The organism is Fructilactobacillus fructivorans (assembly GCF_001434095.1).
Classification (GTDB): Bacteria; Bacillota; Bacilli; order Lactobacillales; family Lactobacillaceae; genus Fructilactobacillus; species Fructilactobacillus fructivorans.
Genome location: NZ_AZDS01000006.1, coordinates 1 through 25,688 on the forward strand (window position 1 = coordinate 1; position 25,688 = coordinate 25,688).

Here is a 25,688-nt window from a genome sequence, read left to right on the forward strand (position 1 = left end):
ACTTCTATGAGTAATAATCACTCAGAGAGTACCAGTGCCAGTGCATCGATGAGCGGTAGCCAATCCGTGAGTGGTAGTGGATCCACGAGTGCCAGTGGTTCAACCAGTACCTCAATGAGTAACAATCATTCTGAGAGTACTAGTGCCAGCGGCTCAATGAGTGGTAGCCAATCCGTAAGTGATAGCCTATCCACAAGTGCCAGTGGTTCAACCAGTACTTCTATGAGCAATAATCACTCTGAGAGTACCAGTGCTAGCACATCAATGAGCGGCAGTGCTTCAACCAGTGATAGTTTATCTATTAGTACTAATGGATCAACCAACACTTCAACTAATGTAAGTACAAATGGTTCAACTAATACTTCGGAAAACAACGGTAATAACGCTGCTAAGAAAAATAGTAAAGCAGGCAAGTTACCTCAAACCGGACAAAGTAGCAATGATCTAGCTGCTGTAGGTATTTTTGAACTTGCTATGATTGGACTTTGTGGAGCTCTTAAGGGACTTAAGAAACGCAAAGAGAACCAATAGTAGTTTTAACCAGATACTAAGATAATAAATTAAAAAGTATTTTGATATCTGTTAACATTAAGCGATCAAATTCATTATGAATTTGATCGCTTTTTGTATATGATTTAGCTGAAAATTTAACCATAAAAATACCCCATAATTATTTAATAATTATGGGGTATTTAAGTTGGATAATATATTTAAGGTAATCCAATCATTGCGCAAAACTTAAGAAGTTGATTGGCTAAAAGTGTTGTCGAATGCGTCAATATGCATTATAATGTTACTTGTAGTTAAGTTTTGATTTCGAGCAGCTAGCTCAACTGTTAGAGCAACGAATTCTTTATTCGTGAGATTGAGGTTCAAGTCCTTGGCTGCTCATTATAAATAGAAAGTAAAATGATTGCCTGATTGGGGTCAATCATTTTTTTATGGTTTCAATGAAAATGTTTCGCTTATTTTTCACCATATTTTTCAATGTTCTTCTTAATAAAGTCGGCGGATGCCTGCAACTTATTCTTTTCTTCGTCGGTTAAGCCCAGTGGGACGTCTTCGATGATGCCATCTCTGCCAACTACGACTGGATAAGAGAAGTAGACTCCGTAATCAGATCGATAGTTAGAGACTGGGAGAACGGTTCGTGCATCTGACAGAACGGTTTTGGCTAATCGTACCGCAGCACTGGCAATGCCGTAACTCGTGTAGCCTTTACCTTGCATGACCGTAAAGCCACCATAACGAGCTGCTTGGTCTAAAGCGTCTAGGTCGAGATTGCGACTTTTGGCCAGTTCGGTAATTGGTTGGTCAAGTGCTCTGACAGTAGACCAAGCGGTAAACTGGGAATTGCCATGCTCACCCAAGTTGTAGCCAGTTACGGAACGCGAATCAATGCCTAATTTTTCGCCCACTGCTTGTTTCATTCTGGCAGAGTCTAGGAGGGTGCCAGTTCCGATAACGTGTTTCTTAGGTAATCCGGTAATTTGTTGGTATAACTGGGTAATCACGTCAACCGGATTAGTAATAGCGATCAAGATTCCATTGAAGCCCGAATCACGAATCTTAGGTGCGACCTCTTTAACTTGATCAATGTTGAAAGATAATTCGGCAAACCGATTGTCACTATCATTATTAGACAATTTGATTTTACCGAGGGCTGAAATAACGATGTCAGCATCTTTTAAAGCGTCGTAGTCGTTGACGGTGATATTGGTGTGAAAGGGTAGATTAGGCATCCCTTCCCGAAAATCGATTGCGTCAGCATTCACTTTAGCTTCATTTTTGTCAATCATTACTAGGTCATCAACTAAACCGTTGACAACAATGTAGTTAGCCACGGTAGCTCCAACGTGTCCGTCACCAATGATTCCAATTTTTCTAGTCATAATGTACCTCCCATTAATTATTTGGTTTTAGTTTAACAGATTAATTTCGATTGGGAGTAAAAATAAGTTGAATTGACAATTTTTAATTTATCACATATAATAACAATGTAATAAAAAAGGAAGAGATATTGTGCATCTCTTCCAAGCGCGTATTTCAGGTGCGTTAAGTGGATGGCTAATCAGTGATGATTAGCTTTTTTGTTAGTATGGATAAAAAGGGCCTGTTAGATTTATAACAGGTCTATTTATGTCTTGTTGGGACAATCAATGGCATTATATTAAATAATTAAACTAGTAATAATGTTTAAATCTTATCAAATGCCTGCTTCAAATCGTCCAACAAGTCTTCCTTATCCTCAATTCCGACCGACAAACGAATCAAACCATCGGCAATGCCATCCTTTAGGCGTTCTTCTCGTGGAACGGAACCGTGGGTCATGACTGCTGGAACTTCAATCAGACTTTCAACGCCACCGAGGCTTTCAGCTAGGGTAATAATTTGAAGACTTTCGACAAATGTTTTTGGTGAGAGCCCTGGTTGCAGCTCAAACGAAATCATCGGACCGAAGTTGCGCATCTGTTTCTTGGCAACTTCGTAGTTCGGATTTTCGGGATCACCAGGATAATAGACTTTGGCCACTTTGGGTTCATTTTTAAGAAAATTAAGAATGGCATTGGTGTTGTCCTGATGCACTCGCATGCGAGCACCCAACGTCTTGATCCCACGTTGAACCAGCCAACTGTCATCGGGACCAAGCGTGCTCCCAATGGAATTCTGCAAAAAGGCCAGTTGTTCGGCAATCTTGTCGTCGTTGGTAATGGCAATTCCAGCCACGACGTCGCTGTGGCCGCCAAGGTATTTCGTAGCGGAATGAACGACTACGTCAGCCCCTAAATCCAACGGGTTCTGGTTGTACGGAGTGGCAAAGGTATTGTCGACAATCGTTTTAGCACCATGCTTTTTCGCAATTTCCGATAATTTCTTGATGTCAGCGACCGTCAACAGTGGATTGGTTGGGGTTTCAAAGTAAATTGCTTTGGTATTATCCCGAAAAGCATTCTCCACCGCGTTAGGATCCTGCATGTCAACAGCCGTGAATTCCAAGCCAAAGCGCTTCATAACTTGGTTAATCAGACGAATGGTGCCACCGTATAAATCCTGGCCGACGATGATGTGATCACCCTGTGAGTACATCGAAAGGATCGTGTTGATGGCAGCGGTTCCTGAACTAAATGCGAAACCAGCCGTTCCATTTTCAAGGTCAGCCATCTGGGTCTCAAGGGCGTAACGAGTGGGATTCCCAGTTCTGGAATATTCCCAGCGGGGATTGCCACCGAGCTTAGTTTGTTTGAAAGTTGATGTTCGGTAGACCGGAACGGAAACAGCGCCCGTTTCCTTGTCACCACTGATGCCTCCGTGAATTAATTTTGTGTCAATGTGCAAAGTAAAAAACCTCCGTAGAATATGATTATTGAGATCGATTATAGACTAATGATGAATTGAAGAGAAGGGATTACTTCTTAGGTAATTTTGTTAAGTATTTTCTAGGATAAATGCTATACTTAAACTGTTCAACTATTTGTAATAAAAAAGAACGAGGGTTGCTTCCGGTACGCCTCGCTAAAAACAATGAGGAGATGTTCATAATGTGGCATGCATTAGCGAAAAGTAAGTGGTTTGACCTAATTGGAGTTGGGATTGTGGTGGTTATCTCGATTGCTAGTGGTTATCTAACCGAAAATCTGGCGGATGTGACTCACTGGGGTGGATGGGCGATTTTTGTGCCCTTTGGGATGATTTCGATCGTGAACTCGATCCTGTCAATCTATTCCACCCGTTTGACTGGTCGGATGAATAATCTGGGAAACATCATCGGGCTAATTAACGTAGTGTTATCGGCCTTCATTGATTATGTCTTAGGCAATAAGGCCGCCGTGGTCACGTATCCCGTGACCTTCATCATCTACACGTTTGCGATTAATAAATGGATGAAAACGAAGAAATATCAGGCCAGTCGGCCCTTCACTGGCGCAAAGAAGTGGCTGGTCATGACCGGAATCCTGTTGGGTAGTTTCCTGTTTTCGTTTGCGGCTAATCTAGTTGGTTGGCCAAGCGGATTCACTCACCTCTTATTCTGGATTGTCGTAATTGCCTTTGATTTATCACTATCGGCCAATATTTTAAACGCGATGAAGTTGACCGTTCAATGGAAATACTGGTTTATTTACAATTTGATCCAGTTTCTTAAAGCCGTCGTTCAGGGCAACTTTGCGAACGTTGGCAAATACATTTACTACATTATTAATTCGATTGCGGCGCTCGATTTCTGGGAGAAACCGATTTTAAAATCGTCTAAAATAGAATAAATTGTCAAAGTGTTCAAAAATTGATAACATTTAGGCACTAATAAAAGATAATCGAGGAAATTTTAATGAAATTATGTGCCTTAGAAAAAACTGATTTACCAAAACTTCATGAATTATTCAATGATAAGCCGACCATGGATTACTGGTTTGCCGAACCATACGAATCGATGATGTCACTAGAGGCGAGGTATGAACGTGAGAACAACGATCCCGCCATTCGCAATTTTGCGATTGACGTGAACGGAAAGTTCGCGGGCATTGTGGCACTGATTGACATTAACTCACGGGACCGTAATGCTGAAATTGAGATTGCCCTAAGTGATGAATTCGTGGGCAATGGGATCGCACAAGAAGCGTTTGATGCCTGCGTTAAGTATGGATTTGAGACGCTGAATCTCCATAAGATTTTTCTGTACGTGGACGTGGAAAATAAGCCTGCCGTTCACATTTACGAAAAGTTTGGCTTTAAGATTGAGGGAACTTTAAAGGGCCAGTTTTATGTTAACGGCAAGTATCGTGACGTTTACTGGATGGCCAAATTTGAAAATGCATAAATTAAGGACAACCATTAGTGGCTGTCCTTTTTTGATATTAGAAACACTTTACTTGCATCGAATCCCAAGTGATGGTGTAAATTATGGTTAGTTAACAAATAACAGCAAACAAGGAGATCTATTATGGAATATTTTACTTTAAATGACGGCAACAAGATACCAGCAACTGGCTTCGGAACCTTTCAAATTACCGATCCTGAACAAGCGGAACAATCGGTGATTGATGCCATTGAATCAGGATACCGTTTGATTGATACCGCTCAATACTACAAGAACGAAGAGGCCGTTGGCCGGGGACTTAAGAAGTCGGGTGTTAAGTGTGAAGACTTATTCGTGACTTCTAAGGTTTGGTTCACTGACAGTGGCTACGACAAGGCCAAGAAAATGGTTGAGACTAGTCTTAAGAAATTAGGACTTGATTATCTTGATATGTACTTGATTCATCAGCCTTATGGTGACACCTTTGGCTCATGGAGAGCGCTTGAAGAGATGCAAAAAGAGGGCAAGATTAAGTCCATCGGAGTTTCCAACTTCTACGACGACCAAATCACTAACTTAGCAATGTTCAACGACGTTAAACCTGTCATTGATCAAATTGAAATCAACCCATGGGAACAACAAAAGACCTCTGTTGATTACCTTAAATCCTTCGGGGTTCGTCCCGAAGCTTGGGCACCCTTTGCGGAAGGCAAGCACGACATTTTCAACAACGAAACGTTGAAATCAATCGGTGAAAAGTACGGTAAGAGCGTTGGTCAGGTCATCTTACGTTGGGAGTATCAACGTGGTATCGTAACACTTGCAAAATCAACTCATAAGGACCGAATGGAAGAAAACATCGATATCTTTGACTTTGAATTAAGTGACGACGATATGAAGCAAATTGCCAACTTAGACAAGGGCGAAAGCCAGTTCTTCGATCATCGTGATCCAATTACGATTCAGAACTTTGTTAAATAATTAAAGCACACGAGGCTTATCATATGAAAAAAATTTTAATTATCGGAGCAACTGGCAACGTAGGACAAGCCGTCAGAAGAAATTTATTGGATCAGACTGATGACTTTCTGACCTTGTTTTCCAGAAGTTCTGGTCAAAAATTTAGTAATAATGATCGTGAAAAAGCCATTAGTGGTGATGTGAATGATTTATCGGCCTTAGAAAAAGTAGTGAAAGGTCAGGACGAAGTGTTCGTGGCTCTTAGTGGGAATTTACCCGAAATGGCTAAGAACATTGTTCAGGCAATGGATGACGAAAACGTCAAACGGTTGGTCTTTATCACATCTATGGGAATCTACAATGAGGTTCCCACGGAGGTTTCAGCCAGTGGAAACCTAAAGAATAATCCGCGTCTGGAACCGTACCGGAAGGCTGCTGACGTGATTGAAAGCTCTGATTTAGACTACACGCTGATTCGACCGGGCTGGTTTGATAACGGTAGTAGTGAGTACGAGATTACGTATAAGGGGCAGTTCGTTAGTGGCAATCGGGTTGCCGTCGCCAGCATTGCCGATCTGGCCACCCGCTTACTTAAAGATGATCAACTGGATGTCAGAGAAAGTATCGCCATTAATCGAAAAGCATAATTAATGAATGTGAGGAATTAAAATGAAAGCAACTGAATTTATTAAACCGGGTGATGTCGAACTCGTTGACACGCCAAAACCTAAGATCGAAAAGCCAACGGACGCCATTATCAAGGTGGTTCGTGCCAGTGTATGTGGTTCTGATCTCTGGTGGTATCGTGGCATTGATGAACGAAAGGCCAACACGTTTGTGGGACATGAAGCAATCGGAATCGTGGATTCAGTTGGATCCGACGTCAAAGACGTCAAACCAGGTGACTTTGTGATTGCGCCATTTACCCATGGTTGCGGTCACTGTGCCGCTTGTTTAGCTGGTTTTGATGGTAACTGTATGAACCAGGAAAAGGATGCTAACATTGGTTATCAGGCGCAATATTTCAGATACATCAACGCCAACTGGGGACTCGTTAAGATTCCTGGCCAACCAGAAGACTATTCCGATGAAATGTTGAAATCCTTGGTAACGTTGTCTGACGTCATGGCAACGGGTTATCATGCCGCTGCCAGTGCGGAAGTCAAAGACGGTGACACGGTTGTCGTCATGGGTGACGGAGCCGTTGGTCTTTGTGGTGTGATTGCGGCCAAGTTGCGTGGCGCTAAGCGGATTATTGCCATGAGTCGTCATGAAGACCGCCAGAAGTTAGCCAAAGAATTCGGTGCCACTGATATTGTCCCAGAACGTGGGGATGAGGCCGTTAAGCACGTCATGGAACTCACTGATGGCGCTGGTGCCGATGCGATTCTTGAATGTGTTGGAACCGAACAATCTGTCGATACTGCAACTAAGGTTGCTAGACCAGGTGCCGTGGTTGGTCGAGTGGGAATTCCACAAAAGGCTGAAATGAACACTAACAACCTGTTCTTTAACAACACTGGCTTACGTGGTGGAATCGCACCCGTTACCACTTATGACCGAGAAGTTTTGTTGAAAGCGGTCTTAGATGGCAAGATTAATCCCGGGAAAGTCTTTACCAAGGAATTTGATCTTGATCATATTCAGGATGCCTATGATGCCATGGATAAACGCAAGGCCATCAAGTCATTGGTCATTGTTGATAAAGATTAATAAACTAAGAAATCACTCTTGAGGAGTGATTTCTTTTTTTATTCAAGTTGCTTGACTTACAGTTAACTGTAAGTAATAAGTTAATTATGTATCAAAGAGAGGGGGCTTTCAGTACAAATGGAAGGAAACAAAAAGTATAGTATTGGTGAATTTAGTAAAGTAGTTGGATTAACGAGCTATACCCTTCGTTACTATGAGCGAGAAGGATTAATTATTCCTAATCGTGATAAAAATGGGCGACGGTATTATACGGAACAAGATATTTCTTGGATTGGATTTCTCCTTCATTTAAAGGGAACTGGGATGTCAATGAATGAAATCGAGGAATACATAAAATTACGTGCCCAGGGTGATTCAACGATTGAACAGCGGAAAGATTTGTTAAAACGAGTTCGGAAAAATAGTCTTTCTCAAATTGATGAGATGAAGATGCATCTAAAGGTCTTGTCTCATAAAATCGATTGGTATGAGGGAAAATTAGATCATACCATCTCTGACTCAGAGGGATTTAGTGAATACTTAAAACGATTTGAATAGATTGGAGTTATGAAAAATGGCAAAAAATTGGACAGATGAACAATTAAAAGAATTTTCAAAGGCTGATGATATGCATGTTTCACCATTTTATGATGATGGGGTAACGTATGGAACACCAACGTGGATTTGGTCCGTTGTTGTAAATGGAAAATTGTATGTACGGGCTGCCAATGGTCAAAATTCAAGTTGGTACAAATCAGCCATGAAACAAGGTGCTGGTCGCATTCATTTAGCTAACCAGGATTATGAAGTTAACTTTGCTAAGGCTGATGACGATGATGCCACTAAAAAAGCGGTTAGTGACGAATATAAACAAAAGTATGCTGGAAGCCCATACATGCCACCTATGTTAGAAGATGGACCAGTAAGTGCGACCGTTCAGGCTGAACCAAAATAATTAAGAGAGGAGAATAGTTATGCCAGATATTAAAAATGAAAACGTCAAAAATGGTGTCATTTTTCCGGTTGGCGGTCCGAATACTGCTTATGAAAAGTATTTTAGTGGAAAGAGTTGGCAAGATCCGTTAGTTAACGATCCTGACATTGATGTTAGTGTTGGAAATGTTACTTTTGAACCCGGTTGTCGTAATAATTGGCACGTTCATTATGGTTACCAAATTTTACTAGTTACTGGTGGTGAAGGTTGGTATCAAGAAGAAGGGAAACCAGCACGTCACTTAGTTCCTGGCAATGTTGTTGTTACTAAGAGTAACGTTAAACATTGGCATGGTGCTACCAAAGATAGCTGGTTTGAACACATTGCAATTACTAAGGGCAAGTCAAAATTTCTCGAACCAGTCTCTGATGAAGAATACGATAAGTTAGGAGAATAATGATGGCAAAGAAACAAACAGCAGGACACGAAAATTTCGGTGACTTTGCGCCAAAATTTGCGGAATTAAACGATGATGTTTTGTTTGGGCAAGTTTGGTCACGTGAAGACAAATTATCGCCTAAACAACGTAGTTTAATTACGGTCGCAAGTTTATTGACTCAAGGAGTCCCACAATTAAGACCCCACATGCAAATTGCTAAGAACAACGGAGTCACTAAGGATGAAATGGTGGAATTAATTACGCAATTGGCATTTTATGCAGGCTGGCCCAAAGCATGGACGGCTATGACAATGGCAAAAGAAATTTATGGTGAATAGATACAAAAGAAGCAGCTAGGAAGCTGCTTCTTTTTTGATCTACTTCGTTATTTTAATATAAAACATTCACTTTAAATCAATTATTAATTTTCCATTTTGGTGGCAAGTTAAGATAATTTATTGGATGTTTGATTCATTATCTCTTAGATATAAGTATTATTGCATAAATATCATGCTAGTCTTGCAAATTAAAATGAAAAATGTAACATGAAGCCAAATTAATTTTGAGGAGTGACCTAAATGTTTGAAGAAGTAGCTGATAGCCTTTATGCCAGTAACATTTCATCTCATACCATTTTCCATGATAAATGGTTCATTGGATCCGCCTTACAATCGATTGATTATGCCAATTTGCCACGTGGAACCTATTATTATCAACAGCCCACTATCTGGACTAAAGTATTAAAAATGAAAGCTATTAACCCATACTGGGAGATTCAAAATGATACCGAAAACTTTTTATGTATTAATGAATCGAAAGAAAAAATGTCGTTGGTGTTTAGTTTGTTTATAGAATTTTACTTAACGAATAATAATTTTAAATTAGATTCATTGGTTATTTTTGGTGATGGGGTCAAGCAAAAATTGGATTTAAATAATTTAACTAACGTTGAAGAACTGATTCGTCCGTTTTTCATCAGTAAACAAAAAGTGGGCAACTACATGAAAGTTTTCCAGTTAAATAACGGAAGAGCTTATCCCTTATTTGACTGTACTTTTTTCAAATATAATGGGAAAAATTACTTTGAAATTAACGTTAATCAATCCTACGTCACGATGGTCCAAAAGAACTATGAAACGATTTTTGATTCCAAGAAGTATGAGAAAATAAAAGATAGCTTATTTAAAATAAAGCATTTTGATTTGGTCCATGACACCAGAGCGATTAAGCTCTTTGCTATTCTAAAATGTCTTTCGTTTATTTCGGACTATGATATTAAGGTTAAATCAAGTTATCTAGGTCATTCTGTGAAATCAATGTCTAAGGAGTTGGCACTTCAGCTCTTTTCATTGAAAGTTGCTCCACAGAAAATTGAAAAATTTGTGAATGATGATTTGTACGAGGAAATAGTCAAAGAAGTTAATTTTATAAGAAATATTAAGTTGGATACATTAGATAAGTACGACAGTTTCACTTTAGCAGATCGTTTTGGTATTACAGACGACATCCAACGGGTACTTCAAGGAAGAAATGAGTATTTTAGGAATTATGGGATTAAAGATCTACGTTATTTTACTGACTTACCGTTTTGTTCAGGGATTAATTCTGTCGACACGCTAATTAAGGGTGTTGAGATGGTGAATGAAGGAAAATAGATAGAATTATTTTGGCTTAGTAGTTTCTTGGAAGGCAGTGTTAAGTTGACGACAGTATTGGTCTGATTCATTAACATCTTGAGATGTAAATTGTGTAAGAAAGAATGCGTCATCGACAGATGATGCACTTTTAGCTGGAGTGTTTAAGGGGATGTATTGTTTGTAAAAAAATTGATTTTTAAATAAATGAGCAAGTGTTTTAGTCATAACTTTGTGGTTTTTCTGCATCTGAATGTATGACGTTGAGCACTGTGATGGTCTGACAATTTGATTTTGAAAGTTGATTTCATTGGCTTTTCCATTTAGTAGTTGCCAGTATTCCTTTAAAACGTTGATTCCAAAGGATTTGTTAATTAATTCAGGGATTTGAACTCCACCAAAGCGCTTGCCAACTTCACCGAAAATAAACTCGTCTTTCTTTTGGTTGTAAAACCATTCGAAGTGAAAAGGAATGACTTCCCCAGGAGTAGCAATCTTTTTCAAGACTCTTTTTGACAAGTTAAATAGTCGTTTAATGTGGCTTAGGTTAGTTTCATTATAAAGTGAACTAGTGTGAACGGCTAAAAAGTCTGCTTTACCATAATCACTAATTTTGGAGGAATATTCATTTGCGAAAAACTGTTCGTGACCCTGTAGATCAGTATATCCATCAACAGCAAACATCGTATCGTAATCAACGAATTCTTCGGCTAAGAAAGATTCAGCATCAAAGTATCCTGATTGATTGCTGAGCTTTTTGAAATCAATTTGATTGTGAAAATGAGAGATACCCCTGGCAGAGTCTGATCTTCTGGGTTTTACTAGTCCATTTTTGAAATTAATTTGATTGACGTTTTCGGTGTTGATACATTCAAAATGGGGTTCTTTGACAGTATTCATTAGGGTAGTTCGCATAAAGTATTTATCCTTGAACAACAAGTTAGATAAGCCGTTTTTAGTGGTAAACATCTCCTTTAAAGTTCCAACCCAATCCATGGCTTGTTCATCTAGGGTAATAATATCGTCAATTTTAATTCCACTTGCTTTTTGTTTTTGAAAGAATTCATCCATTGATTTAAAACTGATGTTATCAAAAAAGACAACGTTATTAACGTCACACTCTTGATAGTTCTTTTGTTGATGTCTGGGAGCTAGTACTAGAATATTGTCTGATGGTTGCATTTGAATTACTTTCGGATTATATTTCCAAATAAAAAATTTCATGGTCCGATCTCCTTATTCTTGCAAGCTAAAATGTATCATATGGCCAACGTAATTTTGATTTTTCGTATCATAACACAAATGATGGCGAAGCGGGGATTAATCACTTTTTAATTCAAATTGTGTTCTTCGGAACTGAACGGTTAATAAAAAGTTGATTAATGACAAAAAACCTTCACTCATTGAGTGAAGGTTTATTTATATCTAATTCAATTAAACATCTTGATCGGTTGGACGAACCAAAATTTCGTTAATATCAACGTTTTCTGGTTGACTCATCATGAAGACCGCGATTTCCGCAATGTTTTCTGGACTCAACCAACCTTTTTTACCAGCTTCAATTTGATTTCTAATCTCATCGTCATTGATGGTATCCATCAGGTTCGTATCCACAAATCCTGGTGAGACGATTCCCGTCTTAATGCCGTTTTTGTGTTGTTCCTGACGTAAGCCCTCCATAATGGCTTTCACAGCGTATTTAGAACCATTATAAACTGCTGAATTAGGATAAACTACGTGACCAGCAACGGAATCGGTTGCCATGATGAGGCCTTGTCCCTGTTGTTTCATCTGAGGAACGGCAGCGACGATGCCATTTAAGACTCCCATAATATTGGTGTTGATGGTCTTTTCCCAGTCAATCAAACGATCAGGATCATCAACTGGTCCTTGTGGCATGATCCCAGCGTTGTTGTACATCACGTCAAGCTGACCGTACTGACTGATGGCCATGCCGACTAGTTCTTGGACGTCTTCTTTCTTCGTGACGTCGGTGACCCGATAAGAAAAGTTTTTGGGATTATCAACTTCGGTGGCGAGTTGTTCTAGTTGATCTTTGTTTCTGGCACCAACCACCACCTTAGCACCTCGTGCTAGGGCTAACTTCGTAGTAGCGGCTCCCATCCCAGAGCTACCGCCGGTGATAACGACGACTTTATTTTCAATTGTCATATCAAAACTCCTCTCTTAACTTACGATATGAAACCATTTAACGCTTAATTGAAGTCTGATTCAAGTAAATGAACGCTCAAAATGATTAAGATTGTGTAACGAAAAACTCCTACTCGCGTGAGTAGGAGTTGAATTTAAACTAGGTTTAAGTTAAATGTCTTGGTCGGTTGGACGAACCAGAATTTCGTTAATATCAACGTTTTCTGGTTGGCTCATCATGAAGACGGCCAATTCAGCGATATCTTCAGAACTTAACCAGCCGTTCTTGGTACTGTTGCTGGTGTCCTCGATACCTTTTCTAATGGTGTCATCGTGGATGGTGGACATCAAGTTCGTGTTAACGGAACCTGGTGAAACAACTCCCGTCTTGATACCATTCTTGTGTTGTTCCTGACGTAATCCTTCCATGATGGCCTTAACGGCGTACTTGGAACCGTTGTAAACGGCTGAACCAGGGTAAACCACGTGACCAGCAACGGAATCAGTTGCCATGATCAAACCGTGACCCTGCTTCTTCATTTGGGGAACAGCAGCAACAATTCCGTTGAGGACTCCCATGATATTGGTGTCCAAAATGGCTTGCCATTCACTTAATTTATTGGGATCATCAACTGGACCTTGTGGCATGATGCCGGCGTTGTTGTAAATGACGTCTAACTTACCAAACTTGTCGATGGCCAGGTCAACTAAGGCCTGAACTTGGTCCTTTTTGGTAACGTCAGTTAGTTTGTAGGCAAAGTTTTCCGGATGGTCAACTTCATCGGCCATTCGTTCTAATTTTTCTTCATTACGTGATCCAACGACCACTTTGGCACCTCTTGTCAGTGCTAGTTTAGCGGTAGCTTCTCCTATTCCGGAAGAACCACCAGTAATTACGACTACTTTATTTTCAACAGACATAATCATTAACTCCTTTCATATTTAACTATTATAACTATAAACCCTCGTGTCCACTCTAAGTCAAGAAGGATGACTTGAAGAAAGTTCTTGTTTCATGTCACATATTGAGACATCAAACCTGTTCAAATGAAAATTAAAGCCTAAACTATGGTTATTCATTAAATTAGAAAACGGGTGTGACATAAATGGCAGCAAACGAAGTTTTTGTGTTTATATGTACGATTTTAGTGTTCTTTATGACGCCAGGACTGGCGTTCTTCTACGCCGGGATGGTTTCAAGAAAAAACGTGGTTAACACGCTCATGTCAGTGTTCATCATGTGTAGTATTCCGGTTCTTTTGTGGGTAATCATTGGTTACTCACTGTCGTTTTCTGGAAACTACTTCAATATTATTGGTGGTTTGCATGATTTTATGCTCCATAACTTTAATTTCACCGCTCCGGCTACTGCTGGACCCATTTCAAACGGATCCTACATGCTGTTTCAGATGATGTTTGCGGTGATTACGCCCGCCCTCTGGATTGGTGGCATCGTTGGTCGGATGAAGTTTAAATTCCTGATTCTGTTTACGATTGCCTGGTGTATCTTGATTTATTACCCATTGGTTCACATCGTTTGGGGTGGAGGCTTCTTACAACAAATGGGTGTGCTGGACTTTGCCGGTGGCACGGTCATTCACATTAACGCTGGGATTACTGCGCTAGTCTTGGCCATCATGCTTGGGAGACATCATCGTGGTAAAAACGATAAAGCCTATAACCTAACGTGGGTCTTTCTTGGAACCGTCATCCTGTGGCTTGGTTGGTATGGCTTTAACTGTGGTTCAGCTCTTGCCATTAATCACATTGCGTTTCAGGCCATGTTGACCACGACGATTGCCACTGCCACTTCCATGTTGACTTGGATCATTTTAGATGTCTTCATCTTAGGAGCACCATCCCTGATGGGCGCATGTACCGGAACCCTTTGTGGTCTAGTTGCCATCACGCCGGCCTGTGGTTTTGTCGGCATTGGCAGTGCCATTGCGATTGGAATCATTGCCACCCTGTGCAGTTACACGTTCATTAAATACTTAAAACCACGTTTGCACGTTGACGATACGCTCGATGCCTTCGGTTGTCATGGCATTTCTGGAATCGTTGGAAGTCTTTTGACGGGACTGTTTGCCAGTAAGGCCATCAATCCTCAGGTAAAATTCAATGGGATTTTCGCTGGTGGATCCTTACACCAGTTCTGGATTCAGCTACTTGCAACGACCTTTAGTATTGTGTTTGTTGCCATCATGGTGTTCCTAATTGTGCTAGTCTTAAAACACGTTACGAAGATGCGAGTTACCCCTGAGGAAGAGACAAAGGGGCTCGACTTAAGTGAACATAAGGAACGGATTGATTGTGATGTAATTAATGATTAAAAGCGTTTTAAGGTTGATTTGGAGGGCTCTTGGTACTAATTACAATCAGATAATGTTTTTTTCATCACAAGAGCTTTAAGAGCTCTAAAAAATAAAGAATGAGGTAGATAATTATGACACAAGCAGACGAACTGATTAAAGCCGCTTTAAACGGTGGCACCTTCAATTTCCGTGACCCATCTTTTGCACCACTATTTGATGTTCAATATCAAAATGCGGTATTACTAAAACAATTTAATAGTGAAGCTAACCCCGCTACCAGACAAGAGTTATTGGCAAAGATTACCGGGAGGAAGGTTCCCGATAATGTCATGGTTATTCCGCCCTTTCAGACTGATTTTGGCCGTAATATTTTCTTAAAGCCAGGAGTCCTAATCAACACCGATTGCCTTTTTGATGATGGTGGTGGGATTTATCTTGATGAAAACGTCTTGATTGGGCCACGAGTTTCACTAATCACCCTGAATCATGATACGCGTCCTGATCACCGTGATCTGGTTACCGCTAAGGCAATTCACATTCATAAGAACGCATGGCTTGGAACCGGAACCATTGTACTTCCGGGAGTGACGATTGGTGAAAATGCCATTATTGGGGCAGGATCAGTTGTGACTCGAGATGTTCCAGCTAATTCAACGTACGTTGGGGATCCAGCGAAGCCGATGAAAGGGAAAGAATGATTTTTGGTTTAGTAAGTAGTTAGATTTATGTGTTATAATAAAAATGTAAAATATTAACAATATTAGTGCCAAAAGCCCTTAACTAATGCGATAGTTAAGGGCTTTTTTGTGGCATGACCAAAATGTTGGCTAAAGTGGTAATATAAGAGAAAAAAGAAGAAGAGATTAATATGAAAAACAAAAAATACTATAGTGATACTCCATTGTTAGTTGGTTCTATAATTCTAGGAGTAATTTCCATTATTGGAATCACGGCTTGGTCGTATACGTATGGAAACCCTAAATTTGAAGGAAAATAATTGATTAGACATAATTAAATCAGTAATAGTTACACAGATCATAAATTTGTAGTGAACTGATGAAATTAGCTTATTAGCTGGAGCGGTAAGTTCTTTTTATAAACAATGAATTTATGTGTTATAATAAAAATATAAGAGATTAACAATATGAATGCCAAAAGCCCCTAACTACTGCAATAGTTAAGGGCTTTTTTGTGGCATGGCCAAAATGTTGGCTCACTTGTTACTACTTGTTTAGCCAATGTTGGAATAATAAAAGTATCATTCCGCCAACAAGTTGTAACATAAATGACGATAAGAGCATTAACAATATGAATTCCTCCTCGCAATAGATTTGCGACGAGCCAACTATATTATTTTATCATTAATTTGATCTTTTTATTAAAATAAATAATTATTTATTATATGATATAATAAATGCTGAAATAATCGATTTGATATATTCCCCAAAAGTAATATACTCTCAATAATCATAAGTTTATTACTTACGTGAGAGATAGGAGAGATTGCAAATGAATGTCGTATTTCCAGAAAGACTAAAAAGCTACATGCAGGCAAATCATCTGTCTGAAATGGAAGTTGCTAATAAGTTATCAGTCTCAAAGCCAGAAGTTGATAACTGGGAGGCTGGAGTTTCTACTCCTGATCTAACTAATTTAATTAATCTAACCAAGGTTTTTAATTGTACTATTGATGACCTCGTTTTTGGATCTAGTGATGTGGTGGTAAAGCACACGCACAGTATGAATTTTTGGTATTTTATTTCTCATTATTGGTGGCTGTTGTTTGCTTTTGGCGGTTTTCTGGGATGGTTTGTTCCCGCAATTGTCGATGTATTTAAATAAATGAAGAGAAGCTGGGTATTATTTTTATAATACCCAGCTTTTTAATAAATTGTATTTTTATTTACTTATAAATTAGTTGTGAAATGAATCTTTATGTTGGCATTTTAGTCAAAATAAAAATTAAATTAATCATATATAAAACGTTGATCTTAAACTAGCTCATCAATCTAGAAATGATTGTGAAGTCATTCTACATTGCCATATCAGTAGTGTAAGTGGTTGCATTATCAAGCTTGTGAGTCTATATTAAGGACGTAAATAAAAACAAGCGCTTATTTTACTTACTACTAATTGATAATGCTTATAAATGTAGGAAGGACACCGTTTATTATGAATGAAAAAATGAATGCTTTAGTAATGACTAAAAAACAAAAAATGGAAATGGAAAAACTTGACGTACCCACTCCAAAAGATGATGAAGTTTTGGTTGAAACGGCCTACGCTGGCTTATGTGGAACCGATAATGGGTTATTTAATGGCTTGCCAGGATCGACTGATGCCACTCCACCAATTGTGTTAGGTCACGAAAATTCAGGTGTTGTTGCCGCAGTTGGTAAAAACGTCAAAGATTTTAAGAAGGGTGATCGGGTTGCGGTTGATCCAAACATTTACTGTGACAAGTGCTTTTACTGTAGAACTGGTCGTTATGAGTTATGTGACAATTTGTCAGCGATTGGAGTTACACGAAATGGTGGTCTTGAACAGTACTTTACCGCGCCAGAAAAAGTGGTTTATAAATTACCTGACTCCATCTCGCTACAAGCAGCTTGCTCACTTGAGCCGATTTCATGTGTGGTCCACGCCATGAAAATTACTGAAAATATTACTCCATACCAAAAAGCTTTAATCATTGGTGATGGATTCATGGCGAAACTATTTGCCCAAATTCTTAGAGCGTATGGCATTCAAAGCATTGATATGGCTGGTCTCAATGATCAGGTCTTGCATCAAATGAAAACTGATTTTAAATTAAATAAAGTGATTAATACGTCCAAGACGCCGATTGAAGAAAATTATGATTTTGTAGTTGAAGCGGTCGGTCGTCCCGAAACCCAGGAAGAAGCCGCTGAGCACACTAATAAAGGTGCACAAGTTATGATGTTTGGAGTTGGAAAGCCAGACCAAACTTTCTCCATGAATACTTACAACGTCTTTAAGAAACAGTTGACCATTAAAGGCTCAATCATTAATCCACACGCTTTTGAAGATTCAATTGCGTTATTAGAGTCCGGAGCCGTTCAAACTGAACCATTTCAAAATAATATCCTAAAACTGGATGAAGTTGAAGGTGCCTTGAATCACACTACTCCTAAGGTGGGTAAGATCGTTGTTGCGGTAAATCCAGATCTTAAATAGAAAATGTGATATTATGGCTCAGGAAAAAATGCCAAGAACGATTTCAATGCCCGTCTCGATTGTTTACTTTATCATCTCGATTATCATTAATTCGCTTGGGAACGTTTTAACTTTAGTGACCAGCGCCAAGGTCTTTCCACATTTTTTGGGATCTGCGTATTGGACCGCTGCTGAAACTAATCTGAGTATCGCCATTCACTGGGATTTATTCTGGACCTTCGTCCTGGTTGGAATTATTATCATCATTTTAAATGCAATTTTGATTGGTAAATGGGACTGGGGACGCGCGGTTGGTAATCTCATCTTTATGATCCCATTTTCCTGGTTAGTTCAGGTATTTTATGATTTATTCACTCAAATCATTAGGTTACCTGATGCTCACACTCCATTATTAATTATGGTTTATGTTCTCGTTAATTTTATGGGAGTGGCGTTAATCGGAATCGCAATTTCGATTTATCAGCGGGTTAATCTGGTACTGCATCCCAACGATGATTTAATGCAAATTAGTATTTCAAGGGTAACGCTACTAAAGCAATGTGGGCTTCCTACATTCCTCCTACGATTGTTGAAATCATTGCTTTTCTCATCACTCATCAGATCGAATACTACGGGATTGGGACGATCTTTGCCTTCCTATTTCAGGGAAGTATCACGGGAGTTGCCGATCGATTGGTTTTCCCAAGATTAAAGCATCAGGGTATTAGTACCACCCCGGCTAAGAGTGAATCGATGGTTGCAAAGGATATTGATACTGACAAGCAAAAAGCAACTAAAGATAGAAACGGGAAAAGAAAATGATAATTAATGATCATTTGACAAAAATTAAGCATATTGGAATCTCAATAGATTAGGGTTTACTGAAATTAAGAGATAAAATTTTAAATGCTCCATAACTATTAGCGAAGATATCTAATGGTTATGGAGCATTTTTATAATGAAATATCAGAAGGTATGACAATTTTTAAAACTTTATCCCAATTTTTTGGGAAATTTATTTTTTTTGCAATGGTAGGAGTAATATATTCATTTATTTCACTAATGAAAGAATTCCAATCGTCCTTATTTTGCTGAGGTGTTCCTACATAGTTATACTTAAGAATTAATAGTTCCCAAAATAAACCTCTAAAAATTGTATTGTTTTCTGCATTCAAAATCTCAAGATCTTTCTGATTAAAAAATGATCTTTTTATTTGTATATAGTTATTAAATAAAATATTGTCTGAATGATTTACAGAGTTTCTTAACACCACTAATGCTTGTGTAAACTGAAAAATTGCTGATGGTGTCCTGGGTTTATTATTTTGTAAATCTTTATTTAATTGATAAATAGTAACAGCAAATTCTCTCGCTAATGATTTGTTTAAAATAATTAAGAATTTGCTAAAAGTCCCAAAAGTTATTTTATCAATCATATACCATAAGGGAATATTACCGTTATACTTATCTAAACACTTGTTAAAATCAGATCCTTGTTTTTCATAAGATTCTAATTCCATTACTGTATGATTAATCCAATTATTATAATTGGATCTTCTTTTGTGATTGGAGCATTTTTCATATATCGTTAAATTATAATGATCATACATAAATGCTATGTCATTAACCTTACAATCACTGTTTTTTTCTGAAAAATCAATTATTTCATTAACAAGAGTGTTTTTTAAATGATTTTCTATGGGCGGAATTAAAGTAGATAATTTTTTACTAAAAAGATTATTAAGATGATATAGATCCATTACATCATTCATGGATCCATTTTTACAGTGGTATAAAAATGGTCTAAATTTACTATATATAACTGTTGAGAGCAAAGAAATAAAAGCATTTTCATCAAAATTTTTGTTAAATCTTATTCCATATTTTCTTTTTACTAGATTGGTAAGTTCCTTATTATTTAGCGGAATAGGTGGATCATCGATTTTAGAAATCCCAGTATTTTCGTATTTAATGGGGAATTTTAGTACCCTTTTCTTAAATTCTACGGGAATTTCATAATTATATGCTTTCATTGGAACAATTAGCACATTAGATTTTTTATTAGACTTTTTTTCATCAAGGTAAAATAAAATAATGTCTTTTTTTATTTTGATATTTGAGGTTATTTTTTTACCATTTCTTATAATTTATTCATTAATAAAAAAGGATATTTTATTGTTCTTCATAAATTTCTCCAAAAAAAGGTTGGTCACGTCCGTAATATCCGTAATAATAGTTATCACGCCCAACCAACATCTATTGCTCTAAGTATACTACTAATAAATATTAATTTGAATAAGACAACATATTACTTCATCTCAATAATAACCTTACCAGTGGCATGATGCGATTCTAGTAACTTAAATCCTTCAAAGACCTCACTAAAGGGGAAGACCCTATCGACAATCGGTTTAAGTTCGTGGTTTTCAATCATGTTAGTTAAGAGATCTAGTTGACGACCACTGGGGTGCATGATAAAGAAGGTGTATTCAACGTGGTATTTTTTGGCTAACAACTTTAGGGGACTGCTGGCAATTCCAAATAAAATTGATTTTAGAAGTCCCAAATGATGTTGTGCACCAAATTTGAAGGTGGGAATTCCATTAACCGTAACTAGTTTGCCGCCAGGTTTCAGGATCTTAAAGGTCTTTGATAGGGTCTTGCCACCCTGAGTGTCAAAAGCCAAATCGTAATTTTTTAATACTTCGGAGAAATCCGTGGTGTGATAATCAATTACTTGGTCGGCACCTAGTGAGCGCACTAAATCAAAGTTCTTTTTACTGGTAGTGGTGGCGACGTAAGCACCCACTGCTTTAGCAATTTGGATTGCCATGGTGCCCACTCCACCTGAACCAGCTTGGATGAAGACCTTTTGGCCTTTTTTCAGTTTTCCAATTTCGATTAGCGCTTGATAGCTCGTTAATCCAGTTAAGGGAACAGCACTCGCATCGGTTAGTGATAGATTCCTGGGAGTTTTGGCGATGTCATTTTCGTTAATGGCAATAAATTCGGTCAACGTACCACTTTGAAAATCATCAGGGCGTCCGTATACCTGATCATCCAGTTTAAATTTAGTAACCTTTTTACCCACACGAACGACGGTACCCGAAAAGTCATTGCCAACCGTGATGGGTAATTTATATGGCATGATGATCTTGACTTTACCCGATTGAATCGTGTAGTCAATCGGATTTAGTGACGAAGCCCTAATTGATACCAAGACTTCATTATCATTTATTTGTGGAACGGGAATGGTGTCTTTCACAAACGGGTGTCGATATTTGATAAGCCGTAGGGCGAGCATTTTCTTAGGAATGTTAATCATATTAGTTTCCTCCTACATGAATTTAGGGACAATCAGATCCATCAAACGAGTGGGTAAGATGGCGTTAAAGAAAATCGTTGGTTTAGCCCCAAATCCAATTAGATATCTTGGTCTGGGATGCTTGGCTTCAATGGCTTTTTTGATCGTTTTAGCAATTAATGCTGGTTGTGAAGCCAGTTTAGAGGCATAGAGATGGTTATTTTTCTTTTCCATCTCTTTAGCGGCTTGTTCGTATTTGGTTCCGATTGATGAATCAACCAATTTTTTCATTGCGATTTTAGACCAATTACTTTTAACCACGCCGGGTTCAATTAAAACGACTTTGATCCCAAATCTTTTGACTTCCATCCGTAATGAATCACTTAGGGTTTCGACGGTGTGTTTGGAGGCGAAGTACCAACCAGCGAGTGGGCTACTAAATCTTCCGGCCATGGAAGAAATATTAATAATTTCTCCTGAGTGTTGTTTTTCCATAAGTGGTAGAACCAATTTAGTTAAAGCCATCAGGCCAAAGACATTGACGTCAAATTGACGTTTGGCTTCCTCAATGCTGACGTTTTCGATGGCACCAAAAGAACCGTATCCGGCGCCGTTAATTAAAACATCAATTTTGCCAGCCTTTTGGATAATTTGATTAACCCCGGCTTGCATCGACGCTTGACTAGTAACATCCATTTTAATTGGAGTTACACCTAAATCTTTTAAAGAATCCATGGGAGCGATGTTTCTGGCGGCTCCAAAAACTTGGAAACCTGATTTTGCCAGTAATTTGGCAGTTTGATATCCCATTCCAGAACTAGCTCCAGTAATTAAAACGGTTTTCATTAGTTATCTCCTCGTATTGTAAGATTTTATTGAATAAGTTACACGTGTATATTATAATACAATTGTTACTTTGGCAACTACATACTTAGAAAAGGTGATCACAAATGGAAAAAAAGGTAGATCGAAGAATTCGTAAGACGCAAGGAGCCATCCAAACAAGTTTCAAAGAATTATTACAAGTGGGAACCAGTTTAGATGATCTCTCGGTTAAAATGATCTGTGATAAAGCTGATATCACGAGGAAAGCCTTCTACGATCACTATGCTGATAAGTCTGAATTGGTTTTGGATTTCATGGATTCTTATTTTGACGAATTAAAATTAACCTGTCGAGATATCAATGACACTAAAATCCAAGCAAAAATTGAACTCTGGATCGATTTTTTCACCAAGAATCAAATCTTTTTCAATAATTTACTTAAAAGTCAAAATTCATATCAGTTTCGTAAAGAGTTTCATGTTTTTACGAAGGAACAGCTTGCTTTTGTCATTAAAGATATTAGTCAAACTGAGCTGGATTTCATTTGTTATGGGATTGACGGAATTATCGAAAAGATCATTTTATCCGAACAACCAATTGATAAGGCTGAGTTAGCTAGCAGCGTGAAGGAAATTTTAAAGCCGTATTTGATTCAAAATATTTAAATAAGAGATGAAGCAATTTAAAAACAGAAGTATGATTTTAATTGTCAAAAATGAATATATTATATATAAACATTATTTGTTGTGAAGAACTTACCCAATTTTTATGGACATATATTAATTTAATTAAGGAAAAATTAGGTGGTTTTATCTTTAATTTAAATTGAAGATAAAACCACCTAATAAAAATATATAATATCCAATTTTATAGATTTATATCATAATAAATTTAATTATCTATGTTTTCTCTTTTTATCTGTCCAATAAGCTAGTGGAGTGCATAATAAAACAACCAAACCATTAACGAAGAAAACATTATCGAAAGCTAAGCTCAATTGATGATTTTTTGTGTGTTTTACTTTGTTTAAAACTTCGGTTAATTGTTGTTTTTGTGCCAGCAACTTAATTGCAACACCCATCTGATTTTGCCCTATAATCATGGGCTTAAGTACAGTTTGTAGTTGTTGTATATTTAATAATTTTTGACTTCCTGTGGATAATTTTTTATTAGCTGAATATAAGGCTGCATAAGAAGTTTTTGGTTTAGGATCTGGTAAACCCTTTGTGTCAGTTGCAGCGCTTTTAATCTTTGCTTTCAGTTTACTTTGGTCACTAGTAACGTTTTTAGTATCTTTACTTGTTTTTAGCGTTTTTCCAACTTCTTCATGTATGACTTGTTTTACATGGTTAGATAAAACAGACACTCTAATTTGATTATATGCAGTATGTCGAATATTATTTTTAGCTGTGTTAACATTTGCATTCAAAAGAGTAACTAAAATAGCCATTCCAAGACACTGTCCTACATATCTAGCAGCGTTTACAACTCCTGATCCAATTCCATTTTTACTTAATGGCAAAAATTTAACAGATGCTGCTAAAGAAATCGCAGTAAATCCAAGACCGACACCGATTATCAAATTACATGCAACAATATTAGCCGTTGGCGTACCTGTATTTATTATTGCCATCATAAAAAGTCCTCCGGAAGAAATAACTAAACCAATACCAATCAATAATTTGGCACCTAATTTATGATACATTTTTGTAGCTATAGGCATACTAATTGAAATCGCCAATGAAGCAGGAATTATTAAATATGCAGAATGGAGAGCTGAATAATTTCTTACATTCTGTAAAAAATAATTGAGGATTAATGAAGGTCCAATTATAGCAAATCCGAAAATTAGATAAACAATACTTGATGTTGTAAAAGTAGCTTCCTTAAATAAATTTAATGGGATAATTGGTGAATCAACTTTAAGTTCAACAGCAATGAATAAGAGTAATCCAAGGATAAATGCAGTAAAGCTTCCAATAATAATTGGTGAACTCCAACCATATTGATGACCTTCTAATAGACCAAATGTCAATCCTCCCATTGTTATCGTTAATAGTAGCATTCCAATCCAATCGATTTTTTTGGATATAGTGTGATCATATGACTCTTTTGTTCCTAGGATAATTGCCAAAAATGCAATTATGGATATTGGAACATTAATTCCAAATATCCAGCGCCAGCTTGACCAATTCAAAATAAAGCCACCTAGAGCTGGTCCTCCAGCAGCTGCAAGAGCACTGAAAGCACCAATAGTAGCAGCAACTCGACTTGTACTATTTTTCCCGAATAACTCTATACCCATGGGTAAAACGATAGGTGTCAGTATAGCTCCACCAATGCCCTGGATAAATCTATATAATATTAATAAACTTAATGAAGTAGCAGTCATGCATGCAAACGAAAATGCTCCAAATAATAAACAACCAATCAACATAATAATTTTTCGTCCATAGATATCGGCAATTTTAGATGCTGTAATCATGAATACAGCCATTGATAAAACATAAATTGTTGCTACCCAAGTTGTATCTGTTAATCCAGTATTAAAGCTAGTCATGATTTTAGGTAATGCGATATTTACAATTGTAGCATCGAGGGCTCCCATAAACATAGCTAAAATTAAGCCAGTAAATCCAATAGCTTTCCTTGTTTTAAGCAAAGTACATCATCTCTTTCATGTTTTTTTAGATTCTGCTACACGTGTGCCAAACCACTTGTATAATATAAAGAAAGAGTATAAATAGCAATAGATCATAGGCAAACTTAACTCTTGACACTTTTTGCTACAATTGTGCCATGAGGTAAGACATTTTTTTATTGTTCTTTTCAATTTAGTTAATATTTAGAAAGTATGAGGCAAATAATGACAAACAGAATGTCTGAACAAACAAAAACTTGGATTTTTAATTCGTTTTTTGATTTATTAATTAAAAGTTCCTATAAAAAAATAACAATTAAAGAAATTAGTCAACATGCACAAATTTCTAGACGAACTTTCTATCGGATTTTTAATTCAAAGGATAATTTACTACAAAGCTATTTTGAAGAATTGTTAAATAATTATTTAAAGATGCTCAAAAAAAATACTTCACAGAATTTTGAAAACTTTGTGAAAAATTTTTTTGATTTTTGGACAAATTATACTGGACGATTAAAATTATTAGAACGTGAAAATTTATTAACCATTATGTTAAATGAATATAACAAAAAAATACCAGAATTATATGAAGCTTTCCCAATGATGTGGCATTTAAAAACATCTGACAACAGAGAAACCACAGTTGCAACGTGGTTCGTTGTTGGTGGACTTTGGAATGTTTTTGTTGGCTTGCTGTCGGAAGACGATTTTTATGATAATTATGATTTGTCACAAGTAATTACAGAGACTATTTTTCGAATGGGAAATCATAGATAGTTTTTAAAAATCGCTTATTTTACTAACCATTAATTAATAATAGTAAT

27 protein-coding genes, 1 tRNA gene and 1 pseudogene are annotated in these 25,688 nt (G+C 37.4%); 20 read left to right on the top strand and 9 right to left on the bottom strand.

What is annotated here, in order from left to right:
* Nucleotides 1-531: LPXTG cell wall anchor domain-containing protein (locus tag FC73_RS06465; protein ID WP_156389839.1), on the top strand; the 531-nt coding region annotated here is incomplete at its 5' end.
* A 287-nt stretch (nt 532-818) separates the two neighbouring features.
* Nucleotides 819-891: transfer RNA gene (locus FC73_RS06470), tRNA-Lys, on the top strand.
* A gap of 74 nt (nt 892-965) precedes the next feature.
* Here FC73_RS06470 and FC73_RS06475 read toward each other — a convergent pair.
* Together FC73_RS06475 and FC73_RS06480 are read right to left on the bottom strand one after the other, a co-directional pair.
* The gene (locus tag FC73_RS06475) at nt 966-1,892 is read right to left on the bottom strand and encodes an L-lactate dehydrogenase (RefSeq protein ID WP_010022138.1); all 927 of its coding nucleotides are present in this window, start codon (nt 1,890-1,892) and stop codon (nt 966-968) included.
* A 304-nt stretch (nt 1,893-2,196) separates the two neighbouring features.
* Nucleotides 2,197-3,336, bottom strand: a complete 1,140-nt coding sequence (locus tag FC73_RS06480) for a trans-sulfuration enzyme family protein (RefSeq protein WP_010022137.1) — start codon at nt 3,334-3,336, stop codon at nt 2,197-2,199.
* Between the two features lie 203 nt (nt 3,337-3,539).
* On the opposite strand from FC73_RS06480, the gene FC73_RS06485 reads away from it, so the two are divergent.
* The 10 genes from FC73_RS06485 (at nt 3,540) to FC73_RS06530 (ending at nt 10,472) form a co-directional block, all read left to right on the top strand.
* The gene (locus FC73_RS06485; protein ID WP_010022136.1) at nt 3,540-4,259 is read left to right on the top strand and encodes a nicotinamide mononucleotide transporter; all 720 of its coding nucleotides are present in this window, start codon (nt 3,540-3,542) and stop codon (nt 4,257-4,259) included.
* 65 nt (nt 4,260-4,324) lie between these two features.
* Complete coding sequence (locus FC73_RS06490; RefSeq protein ID WP_010022135.1) at nt 4,325-4,813, top strand: GNAT family N-acetyltransferase; 489 nt, start codon at nt 4,325-4,327, stop codon at nt 4,811-4,813.
* Nucleotides 4,814-4,936: 123 nt separating this feature from the next.
* Nucleotides 4,937-5,773 carry an aldo/keto reductase gene (locus FC73_RS06495; protein ID WP_010022133.1) on the top strand — a complete coding sequence of 279 codons (837 nt, stop codon included), beginning with the start codon at nt 4,937-4,939 and terminating at the stop codon, nt 5,771-5,773.
* 23 nt (nt 5,774-5,796) lie between these two features.
* Nucleotides 5,797-6,399: an NAD(P)H-binding protein gene (locus tag FC73_RS06500; protein WP_010022131.1), complete on the top strand. Its 603-nt coding sequence runs from the start codon at nt 5,797-5,799 to the stop codon at nt 6,397-6,399.
* A gap of 22 nt (nt 6,400-6,421) precedes the next feature.
* Nucleotides 6,422-7,465, top strand: a complete 1,044-nt coding sequence (locus FC73_RS06505) for a zinc-dependent alcohol dehydrogenase family protein (RefSeq protein ID WP_010022130.1) — start codon at nt 6,422-6,424, stop codon at nt 7,463-7,465.
* Between the two features lie 117 nt (nt 7,466-7,582).
* Complete coding sequence (locus FC73_RS06510) at nt 7,583-8,002, top strand: MerR family transcriptional regulator (RefSeq protein ID WP_010022128.1); 420 nt, start codon at nt 7,583-7,585, stop codon at nt 8,000-8,002.
* 16 nt (nt 8,003-8,018) lie between these two features.
* Nucleotides 8,019-8,399 (top strand): DUF2255 family protein, encoded by a 381-nt coding sequence (locus tag FC73_RS06515; RefSeq protein WP_010022127.1) that lies wholly within the window; start codon nt 8,019-8,021, stop codon nt 8,397-8,399.
* Between the two features lie 19 nt (nt 8,400-8,418).
* On the top strand, nt 8,419-8,835 hold the full coding sequence (locus FC73_RS06520; RefSeq protein WP_010022125.1) for a cupin domain-containing protein: 417 nt from the start codon (nt 8,419-8,421) through the stop codon (nt 8,833-8,835).
* A 2-nt stretch (nt 8,836-8,837) separates the two neighbouring features.
* Nucleotides 8,838-9,155 carry a carboxymuconolactone decarboxylase family protein gene (locus FC73_RS06525; RefSeq protein WP_010022124.1) on the top strand — a complete coding sequence of 106 codons (318 nt, stop codon included), beginning with the start codon at nt 8,838-8,840 and terminating at the stop codon, nt 9,153-9,155.
* Between the two features lie 240 nt (nt 9,156-9,395).
* Nucleotides 9,396-10,472 carry a hypothetical protein gene (locus FC73_RS06530; RefSeq protein ID WP_010022123.1) on the top strand — a complete coding sequence of 359 codons (1,077 nt, stop codon included), beginning with the start codon at nt 9,396-9,398 and terminating at the stop codon, nt 10,470-10,472.
* Between the two features lie 6 nt (nt 10,473-10,478).
* Here FC73_RS06530 and FC73_RS06535 read toward each other — a convergent pair whose 3' ends face one another.
* The 3 genes from FC73_RS06535 to FC73_RS06545 all read right to left on the bottom strand — a co-directional run bounded on the left by FC73_RS06535 (nt 10,479) and on the right by FC73_RS06545 (nt 13,523).
* Entirely contained in the window at nt 10,479-11,675 is a 1,197-nt protein-coding gene (locus FC73_RS06535; RefSeq protein WP_010022122.1) for an ATP-grasp domain-containing protein, read from the bottom strand.
* A gap of 210 nt (nt 11,676-11,885) precedes the next feature.
* Nucleotides 11,886-12,623 carry an SDR family oxidoreductase gene (locus FC73_RS06540; protein ID WP_010022120.1) on the bottom strand — a complete coding sequence of 246 codons (738 nt, stop codon included), beginning with the start codon at nt 12,621-12,623 and terminating at the stop codon, nt 11,886-11,888.
* Nucleotides 12,624-12,773: 150 nt separating this feature from the next.
* The gene (locus tag FC73_RS06545; RefSeq protein WP_010022119.1) at nt 12,774-13,523 is read right to left on the bottom strand and encodes an SDR family oxidoreductase; all 750 of its coding nucleotides are present in this window, start codon (nt 13,521-13,523) and stop codon (nt 12,774-12,776) included.
* Between the two features lie 185 nt (nt 13,524-13,708).
* Here FC73_RS06545 and FC73_RS06550 point away from each other — a divergent pair, with 185 nt between their 5' ends.
* From FC73_RS06550 to FC73_RS06570, 6 genes and pseudogenes are all read left to right on the top strand, one after another.
* On the top strand, nt 13,709-14,935 hold the full coding sequence (locus FC73_RS06550; protein ID WP_010022117.1) for an ammonium transporter: 1,227 nt from the start codon (nt 13,709-13,711) through the stop codon (nt 14,933-14,935).
* A gap of 113 nt (nt 14,936-15,048) precedes the next feature.
* On the top strand, nt 15,049-15,615 hold the full coding sequence (locus FC73_RS06555) for a DapH/DapD/GlmU-related protein (RefSeq protein ID WP_010022116.1): 567 nt from the start codon (nt 15,049-15,051) through the stop codon (nt 15,613-15,615).
* Nucleotides 15,616-15,785: 170 nt separating this feature from the next.
* On the top strand, nt 15,786-15,914 hold the full coding sequence (locus FC73_RS07130) for a hypothetical protein (protein ID WP_010022115.1): 129 nt from the start codon (nt 15,786-15,788) through the stop codon (nt 15,912-15,914).
* A gap of 512 nt (nt 15,915-16,426) precedes the next feature.
* A complete protein-coding gene (locus tag FC73_RS06560; protein ID WP_010022114.1) occupies nt 16,427-16,759 on the top strand; it encodes a helix-turn-helix transcriptional regulator in 333 nt (110 codons plus the stop codon).
* Nucleotides 16,760-17,101: 342 nt separating this feature from the next.
* Entirely contained in the window at nt 17,102-18,115 is a 1,014-nt protein-coding gene (locus FC73_RS06565) for a zinc-dependent alcohol dehydrogenase family protein (protein ID WP_029327137.1), read from the top strand.
* 13 nt (nt 18,116-18,128) lie between these two features.
* Nucleotides 18,129-18,916 (top strand): annotated as a pseudogene (locus FC73_RS06570) (DUF6198 family protein).
* Nucleotides 18,917-19,047: 131 nt separating this feature from the next.
* On the opposite strand, the gene FC73_RS06575 reads toward FC73_RS06570, so the two are convergent.
* The 3 genes from FC73_RS06575 to FC73_RS06585 form a co-directional block, all read right to left on the bottom strand.
* A complete protein-coding gene (locus tag FC73_RS06575) occupies nt 19,048-20,127 on the bottom strand; it encodes an Abi family protein (RefSeq protein ID WP_010022108.1) in 1,080 nt (359 codons plus the stop codon).
* A 275-nt stretch (nt 20,128-20,402) separates the two neighbouring features.
* On the bottom strand, nt 20,403-21,419 hold the full coding sequence (locus FC73_RS06580; protein WP_010022106.1) for an NADP-dependent oxidoreductase: 1,017 nt from the start codon (nt 21,417-21,419) through the stop codon (nt 20,403-20,405).
* Nucleotides 21,420-21,431: 12 nt separating this feature from the next.
* Nucleotides 21,432-22,244 carry an oxidoreductase gene (locus FC73_RS06585; RefSeq protein ID WP_010022104.1) on the bottom strand — a complete coding sequence of 271 codons (813 nt, stop codon included), beginning with the start codon at nt 22,242-22,244 and terminating at the stop codon, nt 21,432-21,434.
* A gap of 104 nt (nt 22,245-22,348) precedes the next feature.
* On the opposite strand from FC73_RS06585, the gene FC73_RS06590 reads away from it, so the two are divergent.
* Nucleotides 22,349-22,888 carry a TetR/AcrR family transcriptional regulator gene (locus tag FC73_RS06590; protein WP_010022102.1) on the top strand — a complete coding sequence of 180 codons (540 nt, stop codon included), beginning with the start codon at nt 22,349-22,351 and terminating at the stop codon, nt 22,886-22,888.
* Nucleotides 22,889-23,118: 230 nt separating this feature from the next.
* Here the strand turns inward: FC73_RS06590 and FC73_RS06595 are convergent, their stop codons facing one another.
* Nucleotides 23,119-24,885 (bottom strand): MFS transporter, encoded by a 1,767-nt coding sequence (locus FC73_RS06595; protein WP_010022101.1) that lies wholly within the window; start codon nt 24,883-24,885, stop codon nt 23,119-23,121.
* A gap of 204 nt (nt 24,886-25,089) precedes the next feature.
* On the opposite strand from FC73_RS06595, the gene FC73_RS06600 reads away from it, so the two are divergent.
* Entirely contained in the window at nt 25,090-25,641 is a 552-nt protein-coding gene (locus tag FC73_RS06600; RefSeq protein ID WP_010022100.1) for a TetR/AcrR family transcriptional regulator, read from the top strand.
* Nucleotides 25,642-25,688: the final 47 nt, after the last annotated feature.